Origin of the sequence: Thermotoga caldifontis AZM44c09, from assembly GCF_000828655.1 — a bacterium.
In the GTDB taxonomy this organism is placed as follows: Bacteria; Thermotogota; Thermotogae; order Thermotogales; family DSM-5069; genus Pseudothermotoga_A; species Pseudothermotoga_A caldifontis.
Genome location: NZ_AP014509.1, coordinates 1,126,869 through 1,142,203 on the forward strand (window position 1 = coordinate 1,126,869; position 15,335 = coordinate 1,142,203).

Genomic DNA, 15,335 nt, shown 5'->3' on the forward strand with positions numbered 1-15,335 from the left:
GGAAGAACGTTGAGGAGAGATCCGAAACGCTCGGATGGGAAGAAAACCTTCTCCGACTTGCTCGGCTCGGCCTTGGAACTTTTCGCAGTGCACGGTTATCACGCCGTCTCTGTTCCCATGATTTCTAAGAAGGCAGGTGTGAAGCCTCCAACCTTCTACCAGTATTTCAACAGCAAAGAGAGCATTCACGAAAGGTTGATCCAGGAAGCGTTCAACCTCTTTGTGGGCAGCATGAGTACCATCAACGATGAAAATCCCAGATCACTCGTTGAAACTTTCATAAGGGCGTACGCCGCGTTCTTTTCAAACCACTTTCAGCATTTCCGCATCCTCCACGAAGCCGTCTATCTGAAGAGGAACCTCAAAAGAAAACTCGATCAAGTTCTGAGGACCAGAGTTGTGGAAAAACTCCTGCCGAACATCGAAGAGAAAGAAAAAAGGGTGGCCACTTGGTTCGTCACAGGTCCGATCAGATTCGCGTGCATATTCAGATCTCTTGTGGGAGAGCGGACGATCGAAGAAACGATGGTGGAAGACTTCGTTGAGCTCATCACCAGCGGCATCGATCCGGACGATCACGTTTTAGACAGCCGTGTTTTCAATGTGGATGTGAAACCTCTCACCGTTGAAACCAGTTCAACCAAAGCACGCTTGCTTCAGGCTGCCGAAAGGCTCTTCGGAAAGTACGGATATCGGAACACGATGGTGAGTGACATCACAAAATTGGCGAACGTTGCGGCTGGCACTTTCTACGTGTACTTTCAGAGTAAGGAATCCATACTCGAAGAGCTCGTGATGTCCACGAACAGGAACCTGAGGCTCACCATCGCGAGTGCGATAAAAGGTTTCACCGACAGGCGTGACGCCGAGATAGCGGGTTACAACGCGTTCCTGAAGTTCTTCCTGAACCATCCCAGCATGTATTCGGTTGTCAGGCAGGCTGAGTTTTTCAACTCCAGCATCTCGCGGATGTACTACGAGAAAATCTTCAACAGTTACCTTTCACCCCTGAACAAGGCGATCGAACTGAACATGATCAGACCCCTCAGAGCCACAAATCTTGCGGTTGCGCTCATGGGCATTGGCCATTTCATGGGAGAAGACCTCGTCGTCTACAGCAAGACGTCCCCGTCCCAGATCAACGATTATCTCTTCCTCCTCGCGCGCTACCTCTTCAAGGGCTTAGGGTCAGAGAAAGCGAGAACGAGCAACAGCGTGCAATAAAGAGTGCAAGAAAGATACACGCACACAGTTTCCTCTCACGCTCGGTAAACTTCAAGCTGTGACGTTTAACACTCTATTTCAGATATTGCGTTTAGATTTCCAAAGGTGTTATGATATGTGGTGAATCATGTATCAGATTGACTGCTGGTTCACCTTACAGGAGGGAAAACATGCAGGATCACGTGGGTATAGCCGGGATGGGAACGTACCTTCCGAAACGGTATTTGAGTGCGAAAGAACTGGCTTCCTTGATCGGTATAGACGAAAAAGTTATCGTAGAAAAGTTCGGAATCAAAGGCAAGTATGTTCCAGCGGAGGATGACACTACGAGCCATATGGGCATCATGGCCGCAAGGGAGGCGATCAAAAACGCGCGAATCGATCCGGAGGAAATCGATGTTGTTATCTGGAACGGCGCGCAGCACAAAGATTATCCGTGCTGGCTCGCCTGTACTAAGGTTGCCCATGAAATCGGTGCGAAGCGCGCCTGGGCTTTCGACATGGAAGCGATGTGCGGTTCGATGATTGTGGGACTTCAAGTGGCGAGGTCCATCATGCTGAGTGAGAGGAACGTGAACACGGTTTTGCTGGTGAGCGGTTATCGAAACGTCGATCTGGTGAATCATTCGTACAAACCAACCTCCTTCATGTTCGACATAGGTGCCAGCGGAGCGGCCGTGGTCCTCAGGAAGAATCTGGGTCAGAACGTCCTTCTGGGCGTCTCGAGCATCGTTGACGGATCTTTCGCGGAAGACTGTATCGTACCGGTCGGAGGCACCAAAAAGTGGCCGATGAAGCCTGAAGATCTCGACGAGTATTATTTTCATCTCGTGGATCCTGAATCATTCAAAGAGAGATTGAACAGCGTCACGTTGAAAAACTTCTATTCGGTAATAGACGACGCTCTGATGAAGAGCGGCTTTTCCCGCAAAGACATATCGTACCTCGCCATACTCCATTTCAAGAGATCGGCACACCTCGAGGTGCTGGCTGAACTCGGTCTGAGGGAGGATCAGTCTTTCTACCTCGAAGATTACGGTCACATGGGACAGAACGATCAGATCTTTTCGTTGCAGGAAGGTTTGAAACGCGGAAGGATCAAAGATGGAGACGTGATCGTCCTGGTGGGAGCGGGCGTGGGCTGGACGTGGAACGCGGCGGTGCTGAGATGGGGAAAGATGAGGCAGCCCATCATGTGGTGAGGGGGAACGAACATGGACTGGCGAGAAGTTTACAGGAGGAAACTGGTCGACATCGACAGAGTGCTGGACCTCGTTCGGAGCAATCAGACGATAGTCGTCGGAATGACACCGATGGAACCCAAAGTCTTTCTGCGAAACCTTCACAGGGTCGCAGACAGGGTTGAGAACGTAACTGTGTTCACCTGTCTCAACATGGAGGAATATCCATTCTACATGAGTGAGAGATACAGCAAAAGTTTTCAGAACGCATCCTGGTACTTCGGTGCCTCGAACAGACTGGCTGTGAAGAACAACTACGGAACGGTCAGCTACGTTCCGAACAACCTCCATCAGGCAGCAACGAACCTTCTGGACAGCAGGGATGTCGATCTCTTCGTGGGCGTCGCTTCGCCCATGGACAAAAACGGTTTTCTCACACTGTCAGCATCGGTTGTCTACGAAAAGGATGTGATGGAGAAGGCTAAAAAGGTAGTGCTCGAGGTCAACAGTAAGGCACCGAGAACACATGGAGATACCCAGGTTCACATCAGCGAGGTAGACTACGTGATCGAAGTCGATTACGACTTGCCGGAGGCTGAACTCGTTGAGCCAACGGACATTGAATCGAAGATTGCGCATCATGTCAGTGAATTGATCGAAGATGGTTCCACTATCCAGATAGGCATCGGCGGGATACCAAACGCCGTTGCCAAATTGCTTTCCAGCAAAAGGGATCTTGGTGTTCACACGGAGATGTTCACCGAGTCCATGATAGACCTCTTCGAAATGGGGGTGATAACGAACAGAAAGAAGAGTTTGTGGAAAGGCAAGTTCGTCTGTGCGTTCGCTTTCGGCACGAAGAGGCTCTACAACTTCGTGGACGACAATCCTTCGGTGATGTTCCTGCGTGGAAGGTACGTGAACGATCCGTACGTGATCGCACAGAACGAAAAGATGGTGAGCATCAACACGGCGCTCATGGTGGATCTGACAGGAAACGTCTGCTCCGAAGCTTTAGGCACACAGCACTACAGCGGGACCGGCGGACAGCTCGATACCCACAGAGGAGCGGTGAAGAGTAAAAACGGTAAAGGTATCATCGCTTTGAGATCGACCGCGAAGAACGGCAGCGTTTCAACGATCGTGCCGCTCTTGCCGCAGGGTTCTCCCATCACCGTTCCCAGGCAAGAGCTGGACTACGTTGTCACCGAATGGGGCATCGCGCACGTCAGGGGAAAAACCGTGAGGGAAAGAACCTTAGAACTCATCTCCATCGCTCATCCAGATTTCAGGGAAATGCTGCGGTTCGAAGCCAAAAAACTGGGTTTAATCTGATCGAAGGGGTGATATTATGAAAAAGATCGTGGTCTCACTGCTGATCCTCTTCGCAGTCTTGAGTTTTGCACGAACCATCAAAATCGGTGCCGTTCTGCCGCTATCCGACATAACGGGAAGGCAAGCCGCGAACGCTATGAAGCTGGCGGTGAAAGAAGTCAACGAGGCAGGCGGTGTGCTCGGCATGCAACTGGAACTGTTCATCGTCGACGATGAGATGAAGCCAGAGAAGGGAGCTGCTGCGATCGACAGGCTCGCCACGGTAGAAAAAGTCGATTTCTTCGTCGGAGGCATGTCCAGCAGCGTGCATCTCGCGCAGATACCCATACTGAAAAAGTACCAGAAGATAACAGTTTGGATAGGTGCCGCGTCCTACAGGTGCGAGGAAGCGATAGGGCCAGACGCAGATTGGTACTTTCATCTGCATCCATGGGATTATCTGCAGGGTGAAAGCTACGCGCACGGCTGGCGGGCGATCACAGAAAAGTATCCTCAAGTGAAGATCGAAAAGATCTTCCTGGCTTACGAAGAAGGCGCCTTCGGAACGAGCTCGTTCAAATCGTACCAGGACGAGTTCGAACTCGCGAAGAAGGGAACGGGAGTTTGGACCGGCTTGATGAAGGACCTCAAGGGTGCTTCCTTCAAGAGTGCGGCGCTCGGAGGAGGAGACTACAGGGCGGTCCTTCTTCAGGCGAAACAGTACAATCCTGACCTGTTCATCTGGGCCGGTTACGATGCCGACGCGATACCCATTCTCGTTCAGGCCAAAGAGATAGGTTTCGCGCCAAAACTGTTCGTCGGAGCGCCTCCGGGATGGCCGGCAGATTTTGGTAAGAACCCGCTCTCTCACGGTGTCATTCTGTACGGCATGTGGGCACCGGCTTTGAAAGATGTCAGTCCTGTCGCAAAACACTTCTGGGATGCGTACGTCAAGGAGTTCAACGAAGAACCGGCAACGTACTTCGCCCCGCTCGGATACACCAACATAATGTTCCTCGTCGAGGGCATCAAGAAAGCTGGTTCGCTCGACAGAGAAGCCATCATCAAAGCATTGAGGGAGATCGAGTACGATTCGCCGGTTGGAGGAGTCCTCAAGATCTCACCGAGCAGGATCATCAAGAACCAAGGTTTCAGGGCCCAGAAGATCTTGCAGTGGCAGAACGGCGTACAGCACGTGATCTGGCCTTTCGAGTATCAGACGGCGGAATTGATCTATCCTTTCCCTGGCTGGGAAGGTAGATAATTCGTATGGCTGGGCCCCGTGCCCAGCCGTTATCGAGTTCGAAAGAGGTGGAAGGGTGTGGACAAGAAAACGATCGGCTACATAGTTTTAGTTGTTGTGCTTCTCCTCGTTGCGTTGTTGAGACCGTACGCTTTTTTCTACGGCTTGCAGAGGGGCAGTCTCTACGGTTTGGTCGCTTTACCCCTGGCGCTCATACTCGGCATCGTTGGGCTCTTGAACTTAGCCCATGGTGAATTTTTGACGCTGTCACTTTACCTCACTTACGTTCTTTTCGACAAGTTTGGAGTGGACCCAGCTGCTTCTTCTCTGTTAACGTTTCCCATCCTCTTTGCTTTCGGGCTGCTCGTGTACAAACTTGTCATAGAGAGGTCTTTGAAATTCCACCATCTCAACCTTCTGCTCTTAACGTTCGGCGTCTCCATAGTCATGGTCGAATCGTTCAACATCCTGTGGACCTCCAGACCCAGGAACATATACACACCTTACGCGACGACATCGATCAGAGTTTTTGGCATCCACGTGGGCGCGTACGAGTTCGTATACACACTCTTGGCGTTCCTCGTGCTGGTAGGATTGCTCGTTTTCTTGAAGAAGACACGGTTGGGTCAGGCAGCTTACGCTGTTGGACAGAACCCGAAAGGTGCAGCCCTGGTGGGTATCAACGTTAAACTGGTGTACGCGTTCGTGTTCGGTCTTTCGGCGGCACTGGTGGCACTCGCAGGATCATTCCTGTCTGTGAGGAGTTCCATCTTCCCGCACGTCGGGGGACCATTCACGATGAAATCTTTCAGCTTGACGGCGATGGCGGGCCTGGGGAATCTCTTCGGTATAGTGCTTGCCGGTATTGTGCTCGCGATCGCTGAGGAAGTCGTGAAATCCATACCGGGTTACGCGGGCTGGGCAGACCTGGTGTTCTTCGCTGTGCTAATAATCGCGATCGTCGTAAGGGCTTTTGGGAGGAGAGAAGGATGAGAATGAGATACATCTTTATACCGGCGATATGCGTGCTGTGCTTTGTGCTGCCCTTTTTCATCGACGCCTATCTCGTGCACGTGCTCACCTCGATCATGATCTTCCTATCCTTGGCGTTGAGCTGGGACATGATGCTGCGCACGGGCCAGCTTTCTTTTGGAATAGCCGGTTTCTTTGGCCTTGGTGCCTACGCTTCGATCATAGCTGTTGACGATTTTTCCGTTCATCCGATGCTGAGCATCCTTGTTGCCGCAGTCTTTGCAGCCCTCGTGGCCTTCGCCCTCGGATGGATAGTACTGAGGCTCAGGGAGATCTACTTCGCCATAACGACACTCGCGCTTTCGAGCGTTTTCATGATCTTTGCGAGGAACCTGAGCGATCTCACCGGTGGTTCTGCGGGAAAGGTACTATACGAATCGATTTTTGGTGGAGATCCCATCAGAACTTACTGGCTCGTCCTTTCGGTGACACTCGCAGTGATCCTGCTATCGGAAATTTTTCAGAGAAGCAGGATTCGCTTCGCGATCAACTCCATAAGGGACGATGAAATCTCGGCGAAGTGTTCTGGTGTGAACATTTTCAAATATCTCCTGTTCGCCTTCGTGCTCACATCGGCCATTCAGGGTGCGGTTGGTGCACTTTACGCTCAACAGTACGCGTTCGTGGAACCAGAAAGCACTTTCTCCGCGAACTTTCTGTTGCTCCCGATGTCGATGGCGCTGGTTGGTGGTATCTATTCGACCATCGGCCCAATCATAGGTGCCCTCGCCCTCGGGCTGGCCTCAGAATACCTCAAGTTGCTCATGCCCTACGGGCATTTGATCATCTACGGTTTGATCCTCATCGTGACGATACTGTTTTTACCGAGAGGCGTCTACGGAACCATCACCGACAGAATGGTGAAGAAAAGGTAGGAGGTCCGATGCCGTGCTTTTGAGAACGCAGCGATTGACAAAGAGTTTCGGAGGTTTAGTGGCTGTCAAGCAGGTAGATCTTCAGATCGAATCGGGTGAGATACTGGGCATCATAGGCCCAAACGGGGCAGGCAAAACCACGCTGACAAATCTCATATCGGGTGTCTTCTATCCGAACGAGGGGCGTATCTATTTCGAAGAGAAGGACATCACCTTCATACCAGCCCACCTGCGGGCACGCATGGGCATAGCGAGAACCTTTCAGCTCGTGCGGCCGTTGAGGGATTTCACCGCTTTCGAAAACGTTATGGTTTCCTGCTTGTTTGCGAAAGGCGATTCTTTGCGGCAGGCGCGTGAGTCAGCGAGGAAGATATGTGACATGGTGGGTCTTGAAAATCCCGATAGACGTCTGGACAGGCTCACTGTGTTCGAGCTGAAAAAACTTGAAATTGCGAGGGCGCTCGGTTGTCAACCCAAGTTATTGATTCTCGACGAGGTCATGGCTGGCCTAAACTTCGAAGAGATGCAGAGTGTGGTAGCTCTGGTGAAATCTCTGAGGGAGAGACAGATAACGATCTGTGTGATCGAACACGTGATGAGCGTGATAAGTCAGCTCACGGATCGGGTGGTGGTCCTCGACAGAGGCGAGGTCATCGCTGAGGGTCCCTACGAGAAAGTGGCTCACGATCCAAAAGTCATCAGCGCCTATCTCGGGGAGGAAGCGTGATGTTGAAGATAGAAGGTCTGAACGCCGCTTACGGGAGGATACGGGTTCTCTGGGACGTTTTTCTCGAGGTGAACGAAAAGGAGGCTGTTGGACTGTTCGGTCCCAACGGGGCCGGTAAAACTACCCTCGTGAACTGTGTTGTTGGACTTCTGAGGCCGATGTCCGGGAGGATCATCTTTCAGGGAAGGGATATAACTGGCATGGAAACGCACGAAATCGTCAAACTTGGAATCTCTCTGGTACCGCAGGAGCGTGAACTTTTTCCCGGAATGACGGTTGAGGAAAATCTGAGGGCTGGGGCGAACTACATTCCGCATGCGCGTGCGAGGATGAACGAAGCCTTCGATCTGGTGTTCACACTGTTTCCGATCTTGAAGGAGAGGTCCAGACAGAAAGTTGGCACGATGAGTGGTGGACAACAGAGAATGGTTGCCGTTGCGAGGGCTTTGATGTCATTTCCAAAGCTGTTGATACTCGACGAACCTTCCGTTGGTCTACAGCCTTCCATCGTGTCGGAACTGTTTTCGAAATTGCGTGAGATAAAAGATTATGGGGTTTCGATCCTTCTCATAGAACAGAACGTCAAACAGGGTTTAAAGGTTGTTGAGAGAGGCTACGTTCTTGAAAACGGTAGAATAGTGTTGCAGGACTCTTCTGTCAATTTGATGAATCACGGTCATGTTAAGAAAGCCTATCTCGGTCTGTAGAAAGGAGTGGTATGAATGAGGCTGGAAGGGAAAGTGTGCATCATCACGGGTGCGGCGAGCGGGATTGGCAGAGCGGCAAGCTTGCTGTTCGCCAAAGAGGGAGCAACTGTCTGCGCGTGTGACGTGTCCGAACAGGCGTTGAACAAACTCGTCGAGGATGCGAAAGGTCTTCCCGGTTCCATCGATCCCTACGTGCTCGACGTGACGAACAGGGAGCAGGTCTTCAAAACCGTGGAGCAGATCGCGACGAAGTACGGGAAGATCGATGTTCTCGTGAACAACGCGGGAATAACCAGAGACGCTCTGCTCGTCAAGATGACCGAAGAAGAATGGGACGCGGTGATCAACGTCAATCTGAAAGGCGTTTTCAACATGACACAGGCGGTCGCACCGTACATGATCAAGGCTCAGAAAGGTTCGATCATCAACACTTCTTCCGTCGTGGGCATCTATGGAAACATCGGTCAGACCAACTACGCTGCTACAAAGGGTGGAGTCATAGCCATGACGAAGACATGGGCGAAGGAGCTCGCGCGCAAAGGCGCGCAGATAAGGGTGAACGCGGTCGCACCTGGATTCATAAGAACGCCCATGACAGAGAAGGTTCCCGAAAAGGTCATCGAAGCCGTGCTGAGCAGAACTCCGCTGGGGCGCATGGGTGAACCCGAAGAAGTGGCGTACGTCTATCTGTTCCTGGCGAGCGATGAATCGTCCTTCGTCACGGGTCAGGTGATAGGTGTCGACGGGGGTCTAACGTTCTGAAAACTCTCTCGAGGGGGGATGTGCGGTGAAGAAGGCGCTCGTTGCGTTAATGTTGCTGACCGCGCTCTTTGTCTTCGCAGAAGTGGGTGTCTATCCAGACAAGATCGTCGTTGGAACGTTCCAGGCTCTCTCCGGACCGTACGCCGTGATAGGTCAGGAGATGTCCAAGGGCTTGCTCGCCTACTTCAACTGGGTCAACAAGAACGGCGGAGTTTACGGCAGGAAGATCGAACTCATCATAGCGGACGATCAGCTCAATCCGACCAAGACCGTCGTTGAGGTCAAGAGGCTCGTCGAGTCTGACAAAGTCTTCGCGATCGTTGGAGGTCTCGGCACCTACGGCTGTCTCGCCGTCATGGACTATCTGGAACAGAACAAGGTACCATTCGTCTACCAGGGTGCCGGTACGAGTTTGCTGGTGGTCCCACCGAAGAGGTACATCTTTGGAGTTCAGCCGGACTACACGCTCGAAGGGCAATTGATCGCGAAGTTCCTCGTCGAGAACCTGAAAAAGAAGAAGATCGGAGTAATCTACATGGCCAACGACGTGGGTAAAGAAGGTCTGGCCGCGGTGAAGATGAGGCTTGAAAAGTACGGTATGAAGCCCGCCTTAGAAATCGCTTACAACCCACTTGAAACCGACTACAGTGCCTTGGCGATAGACGTTCTGAACGTTTCACCCGATGCCATCGTGATATACGGTTTCATCACAGACACCGTCAGGTGGATCAAAACACTCAGAGATTATGGAATAGGCGCCGACATCGTCACAACCTACGCCAACGCCGATCCGAGTTTCATAAACCTTGCCGGTAAGTACGCCGAAGGTGTGTACCTGACCGGATGGGTCCCGCTGCCGACGCCGGACCGACCGGAGTTCGTCAGGGACTATCAGAGGGCGGTCGCGATATTCCAAGAGAGCTATCCGAACCAGATCATGTCTTCTTATGCGGTTGCTGGTTTCATAGCCGCCGAGGTGTTCGTCGCCGGCCTGGTGAAAGCGGGCCCAGACCTGACGAGGGAAAAGCTTGTTGAAACGCTCGAAACCTTCAAGAACTGGAACGGCATCCTGGCCAAGGACATCACCTGGGGTCCAGGGCTCAGAAGGGGTAAATCGACGATGTACTTCATGAAGATCGAAAACGGTGTCTTCACACCGGTCACAGATCTGATAGGACTCGACTGAGGAGGGGTTTGCCCCTCCTCTTCGTTCTGGGGGAGTAGAACTTGGCGCTGTTGAAGATAGAATCGCTCACGGTTCGCTTCGGTGGCCTCGTGGCAGTGGACAGCTTTTCAATGATCGTTCAAAAAGGAACGATTCATTCCCTCATCGGACCCAACGGGGCTGGAAAGACGACAGTTTTCAACGCGATAACTCGCGCCGTGAAGGTTCATTCTGGAAGTATTGAACTCGACGGTGTCGAGCTGACGCGTGTTCCACCGCATCGGATCGTTTCAATGGGTGTTGCGAGGACCTTCCAGAACGTCGCCGTGTTCAAGTACCTCACCGTGCTGGACAACCTTTACCTTGGATACCACCACAGGATCGAGGGAGGATTGCTGAACGATCTGGTCTTTACGAAACGCAGGCTCGTTCAAAGTTACGAGATGTACAGAGAAGCTTTAGAAATTGCGGATTTTCTCAATCTGAAGAGTCGATTGCTGAGCTATGCGGGTACCATACCTTACTTCCATCAAAAACTGGTAGAGATAGGCCGCGCTTTGATGGCGAAACCCAAACTGTTGCTTCTGGACGAACCTGCCGCCGGACTCAACGAAGTGGAGACGGATCAGCTCGTGAACATCATAAGGCGCATCAGGGATGAGCTGGGGATCACCGTTCTACTCATCGAGCATGACATGCGTGTGGTGATGGATATTTCTGACATGGTGACCGTGATGGATTTCGGAAAGAAGATCTCTGAGGGTCTTCCACAAGAGGTTCAAAAAGATCCAAAGGTGATAAGCGCTTATCTGGGAGAGATCCAGAGTGCTTGAGGTCAGGAACGTGACCGTCACGTATGGTCCTGTGGTCGCCGTGAAGAATGTTTCTCTGAGGGTGGAGAAGAACTCCATCGTGGCGATCCTCGGAGCGAACGGCTCGGGGAAAACGTCCCTGCTCCATGCGATCGTTGGATTGAACAAGATCGCTTCGGGCGAAATACTCTTCGATGGCGAACGTATCGACAGATTCGAGGCGCACGAGGTCGTCAAGCGTGGTCTGGTTCTCTGTCCCGATAACAGGATGGTCTTTCAAAAGATGACCGTGCTGGAAAACTTACTTGCCGGTGCCTATCTCAGAAAGGAAGATCTGTCTCAAGATCTTGATTTCGTCTTCAACCTGTTTCCAAGACTCAGGGAACGTTTGAAGCAGAAGGCAGGAACCCTTTCGGGAGGAGAACGGCAGATGCTCGCCATCGCCAGGGCGCTGATGGCGAAACCGAAACTATTCATGCTCGACGAACCATCCACGGGGCTCGCACCGAATCTGGTGAGCGAGATCATGAAGGCGATAAAGCAGATAAACGAGCTCGGCATAACGATCCTTCTGGTCGAACAGAGTGCCTACGCAGCCCTGAGGATCGCCCATTACGCTTACGTGCTCCAAACCGGCAGACTGGTCATGGAAGGACCCTCTGAACAGCTCATCAAGGACAGTTCGGTGATTCAAAGCTATCTGGGGGGAAGATGAGTGCTTCTGAACAGGATCGTTCTTGGATTGTCGAGTGGAAGCTTCTATTCGCTCGCGGCGATCGGTATCGTGCTCATCTTCAAGGTGACAGGCTTGATGAACTTCGCGTACGGGAACATGGCCATGTTCATGGCGTACGTCACGTACACGCTGGTTTCGTTGGGGCTCGGTCCCTGGCCCGCACTCGCCGTTGTGATAGCCGTCAGCATGCTCTTCGGTTACGTTGTGGAACGTTTCACCCTGAGGCCTCTGCGGAAGCTTTCGCACGGTTCCATGCTCATAGTCACCTTCGGACTGCTCATGATCTTAGAAGGACTCGCGACGCAGATATGGGGCACGCAGTACAAATCGTTGCCAGAACTGATAACTGGCAGACCCTTCATCTTGAGGGGTAACTTCGGCATAGTCGTGTTCAGAAGGCAGGATTTGCTTTTGTTCGCAGTCCTCGCCATCGTTTCACTGACGATTTTTCTTCTGTACAGGTTCACCAAGATAGGCATCGCGATGCGAGCCGTCTCGGAGAACGAGAAAGCGGCCCAGCTCATGGGCATCAATCCGAACAGGGTGATCAGTTATTCATGGATGGTTGGAACTGCCATCGGAACACTGGTAGCCGTGCTCGGTGCTCCGAGAACTTACGTTGCTCCGACGATGATGATCTACTACCAGCTGCAGGGCTTCACCGCGGCCGTTCTGGGCGGTTTCGACAGTCTGTTGGGAGCCGTGTGCGGAGGGCTCGCACTGGGCGTGATAGAGAATCTGATCGGTGGTTACATAAGCAACGAGCTGAAGACGACGCTCTCTCTGGCGATCATCGTGGTCATACTCTTGATCAGACCTCAGGGTATGTTCGGCAGTGAAGAGATCAGGAGAGTGTGAAACCATGAAATGGTTACTGCTCGTTGTCCTTTTTGCGTTGCCGTTCTTGCCAAGGATCAGTGGCTTCGTGTTGACCTTGTTGAACCTGACGCTGATCTATTCCATAGCGGCGATGGGTCTGAATTTGATCATGGGCTATGCCGGACAGATCTCGATAGGTCATGCGGCTTTCATGAGCGTTGGTGCCTACACTTCTGCGATCCTCGTGCAACGTTTCTCCGTACCCATTCCTTTCTCGATCCTCACCGCCGTAGTCCTCGGAGCGATCTTCGGCATGGTTTTAGGTTTCCCTGCGTTGAGATTGAAGGGCTTTTACCTGGCGATAGTGACGATGGGATTCGTCGTGGCGATCGAGCAGCTCTTCGGCGCCTGGGAGAAGTTCACCGGCGGGCACATCGGAATGAGAAACATCAGGCTCTTCGGGAGCGACACGGTGAGTTACTATGTCAACCTCTTGATCCTTCTGGCCTGTTTCTATCTGTTCCGGCTCATCGTCACAGGGAAAACGGGGAGGGCGCTCGCGGCGATCAGGGAAAACGAATTGGTCGCTCGCATCTTCGGTGTCAACCTGACCTATCACAAAGTCGTAGCGTTCAGTGTGGGCTCCGCGTTCGCGGCGCTCGCCGGGGCGCTCTACGCACACACGATAGGTTACATAGCCCCGAGCCTCTTTGGTCTTTCCAAATCCCTGGATCTGCTCGCGATGGTGGTGATCGGTGGCTTAGCCTTAGAGATCGGACCGTTTTTTGGTGCGGCGCTGTACACCGTACTTCCCTTCCTTTTCAGCAGGAGTGGTTTTTCGCTCTCCATAATCTTCGGTTCGATACTCATCATCACCGTTCTGTTCATGCCGCGCGGTATCGCCTATTATGCGATGAACTTCTGGTTGATGTGGGGAGAATTGCCCATCGTGTGGCTCAAGAGAAGGCTTGGCAAACCAGCTGGCAAGTTCGTTGAAACGTCGCTTGGGCGAATACACTACGTGGAAGCTGGTGAAGGAAGACCGTTGATATGCATCCACGGGAACTTCGGTTCGCTGAGATGGTTCGAACCCATTCTGGGGAAAATTCAGAATTTCAAAACCATCGCGCTGGACCTGCCGAACTTCGGTTTCTCCGACAGGAACACCCCGAGCATCGAGGCCTACACCAAGGCTGTGGAAGCATTCATTGAAAAGCTCAATTTGAAAGATGTGGTTGTTCTCGCGCACTCTCTCGGTGGGGCAGTCGGTATGAAGCTGGCTCTCGAAAGGCCAGATCTCGTCAAAGCTTTGATCTTAGTCGATCCTTGTCCGATCGACGGCTTACCCACACCGACTGAGAACCTTGCCTATCTGGAGTTCTACAAGAGGAACAGATCGATCCTGAGAAGGTCTCTCTACGGTCTGTTGAAGATCGTGAAAGATAGAAAGTTCGTTGAACAGCTGGTCGACGACGCTTTGAGGATGAATCCGGATGCGGTGTACGCGCACGCGGAGGAACTGGCAAAGTTCAACCTTACAGACCGTGTGGACAATTACCGTGTGAAAACGTTAGTCGTGTGGGGAGACATGGATCCGCTGCTCACGCGCGAACAGATGGAGAAAACAGCGAAGTGTTTGAACGCCGAGTTCGTTGTGTTCAACAACCTGGGGCACACTCCGTTCGTCGAAGCGCCGGTCGTCTTTCTGGAAAGAGTTGAAAGCTTTTTGAAGGGGGTGTGAATCGATGAAGTACGCCAGGATAATCTCTTCGGGCAGGTACGTGCCAGGCAAGATCATGACGAACCAGGAATTCGAGCGGCTGGTTCACGTCACGATCGATCCTTACTTCACCGAGCAGATCGGCATCAACCACAGACACCTTTCCAGTGAGGAAGAGACACCAACGTTCATGGCGGCTGAAGCTGCGAAGAGGGCGCTCGAAAGGATCAACATGAAACCGGAACAGATCGATCTGATCATCGTCGGCACAGACACCCCGGAGGCCATTTCGCCACCGGACGCCGCGAGGGTTCAGTACCTGATCGGCGCGCACAGGGCCGAACCGTTGGCGTTCAACGTCAACGCTTCCTGCGCCAACGGAGCGTTGTTGCTGGACATCGCGTCGCGTTACATCGCATTGGGGGATTACAGGAACGTGCTGGTGATAGGTGTGTACGCCATGACCAAATTCCTGAGCTGGAAATATTCGTGGGAGGCGCTTTTCTCGGACGGAGCGGGCGCACTGATCCTCACCGCCGCGGACGAGCCGGGATATCTGGGAAGCGTTGCGCGGTGTGATGGTAGCTGGTGGTACAACTGGGGCATATACATGGGCGCCGGCACGATGAACCTCAACGGTTTCGAGAGAGGTTTACACAAGCTCGACCTGCGCGCGGCGTACCCGGCCACCGTGAACGAAGAAGGCTGGCCGATGCTTCTGAACCGTCTCATGCAGAAGTGCAATTTCACGAGAGAAGACATCGGCATGATCTTCTTCACCCAGGTGAGGAAGAAGACCATACAGAAGGTCATGGAAACGATGGGTCTGCCAGAAGAGAAGGCGCACATGATCATGCACAAGTATGGTTATACAGGCTCCGCGTGCGTCTACATGGCTTACGATGATGCGTACGATGAGGGAAAGCTCGAAGGATTGCGGGGAAAAGTCATCATATTCCTGACCTCTGGAGTGGGTTATCAGCAGGTCGCGGTGGCGTTCAGAATGTGAGGTGGAAGC

General features: G+C 52.5%; 15 protein-coding genes. All 15 read left to right on the top strand.

The annotated features are described in order from the left end of the window. Window positions 1–9: 9 nt before the first annotated feature. The 15 genes from TSP01S_RS10075 to TSP01S_RS05745 all read left to right on the top strand — a co-directional run bounded on the left by TSP01S_RS10075 (window position 10) and on the right by TSP01S_RS05745 (window position 15,326). Window positions 10–1,224, top strand: a complete 1,215-nt coding sequence (locus tag TSP01S_RS10075; RefSeq protein ID WP_052463518.1) for a TetR/AcrR family transcriptional regulator — start codon at window positions 10–12, stop codon at window positions 1,222–1,224. Between the two features lie 170 nt (window positions 1,225–1,394). Next, entirely contained in the window at window positions 1,395–2,426 is a 1,032-nt protein-coding gene (locus tag TSP01S_RS05680) for a 3-oxoacyl-ACP synthase (RefSeq protein WP_041078509.1), read from the top strand. A gap of 12 nt (window positions 2,427–2,438) precedes the next feature. Beyond that, window positions 2,439–3,740: an acetyl-CoA hydrolase/transferase family protein gene (locus TSP01S_RS05685; protein ID WP_041077172.1), complete on the top strand. Its 1,302-nt coding sequence runs from the start codon at window positions 2,439–2,441 to the stop codon at window positions 3,738–3,740. Window positions 3,741–3,756: 16 nt separating this feature from the next. Continuing rightward, a complete protein-coding gene (locus TSP01S_RS05690; RefSeq protein ID WP_041077173.1) occupies window positions 3,757–4,983 on the top strand; it encodes an ABC transporter substrate-binding protein in 1,227 nt (408 codons plus the stop codon). Window positions 4,984–5,040: 57 nt separating this feature from the next. After that, on the top strand, window positions 5,041–5,955 hold the full coding sequence (locus TSP01S_RS05695; protein ID WP_041077174.1) for a branched-chain amino acid ABC transporter permease: 915 nt from the start codon (window positions 5,041–5,043) through the stop codon (window positions 5,953–5,955). Next, on the top strand, window positions 5,952–6,869 hold the full coding sequence (locus TSP01S_RS05700) for a branched-chain amino acid ABC transporter permease (RefSeq protein WP_041077175.1): 918 nt from the start codon (window positions 5,952–5,954) through the stop codon (window positions 6,867–6,869). The genes TSP01S_RS05695 and TSP01S_RS05700 overlap by 4 nt, the downstream gene beginning before the upstream one ends. Window positions 6,870–6,882: 13 nt before the next feature. Beyond that, a complete protein-coding gene (locus TSP01S_RS05705; RefSeq protein ID WP_041077176.1) occupies window positions 6,883–7,596 on the top strand; it encodes an ABC transporter ATP-binding protein in 714 nt (237 codons plus the stop codon). Next, window positions 7,596–8,303: an ABC transporter ATP-binding protein gene (locus TSP01S_RS05710; protein WP_041077177.1), complete on the top strand. Its 708-nt coding sequence runs from the start codon at window positions 7,596–7,598 to the stop codon at window positions 8,301–8,303. The genes TSP01S_RS05705 and TSP01S_RS05710 overlap by 1 nt, the downstream gene beginning before the upstream one ends. A 15-nt stretch (window positions 8,304–8,318) precedes the next feature. After that, a complete protein-coding gene (gene fabG / locus TSP01S_RS05715; RefSeq protein ID WP_041077178.1) occupies window positions 8,319–9,065 on the top strand; it encodes a 3-oxoacyl-[acyl-carrier-protein] reductase in 747 nt (248 codons plus the stop codon). 25 nt (window positions 9,066–9,090) lie between these two features. Continuing rightward, window positions 9,091–10,251: an ABC transporter substrate-binding protein gene (locus TSP01S_RS05720; RefSeq protein ID WP_041077179.1), complete on the top strand. Its 1,161-nt coding sequence runs from the start codon at window positions 9,091–9,093 to the stop codon at window positions 10,249–10,251. Between the two features lie 41 nt (window positions 10,252–10,292). After that, complete coding sequence (locus tag TSP01S_RS05725; protein WP_041077180.1) at window positions 10,293–11,063, top strand: ABC transporter ATP-binding protein; 771 nt, start codon at window positions 10,293–10,295, stop codon at window positions 11,061–11,063. After that, window positions 11,056–11,757 (top strand): ABC transporter ATP-binding protein, encoded by a 702-nt coding sequence (locus TSP01S_RS05730; protein ID WP_041077181.1) that lies wholly within the window; start codon window positions 11,056–11,058, stop codon window positions 11,755–11,757. The genes TSP01S_RS05725 and TSP01S_RS05730 overlap by 8 nt, the downstream gene beginning before the upstream one ends. Then, window positions 11,758–12,636 (top strand): branched-chain amino acid ABC transporter permease, encoded by an 879-nt coding sequence (locus TSP01S_RS05735; protein ID WP_041077182.1) that lies wholly within the window; start codon window positions 11,758–11,760, stop codon window positions 12,634–12,636. A gap of 4 nt (window positions 12,637–12,640) precedes the next feature. Continuing rightward, window positions 12,641–14,338 carry an alpha/beta fold hydrolase gene (locus TSP01S_RS05740; RefSeq protein WP_041077183.1) on the top strand — a complete coding sequence of 566 codons (1,698 nt, stop codon included), beginning with the start codon at window positions 12,641–12,643 and terminating at the stop codon, window positions 14,336–14,338. Window positions 14,339–14,342: 4 nt separating this feature from the next. Then, window positions 14,343–15,326 (top strand): 3-oxoacyl-ACP synthase III family protein, encoded by a 984-nt coding sequence (locus TSP01S_RS05745; RefSeq protein ID WP_041077184.1) that lies wholly within the window; start codon window positions 14,343–14,345, stop codon window positions 15,324–15,326. The last annotated feature ends 9 nt before the right edge of the window (window positions 15,327–15,335 follow it).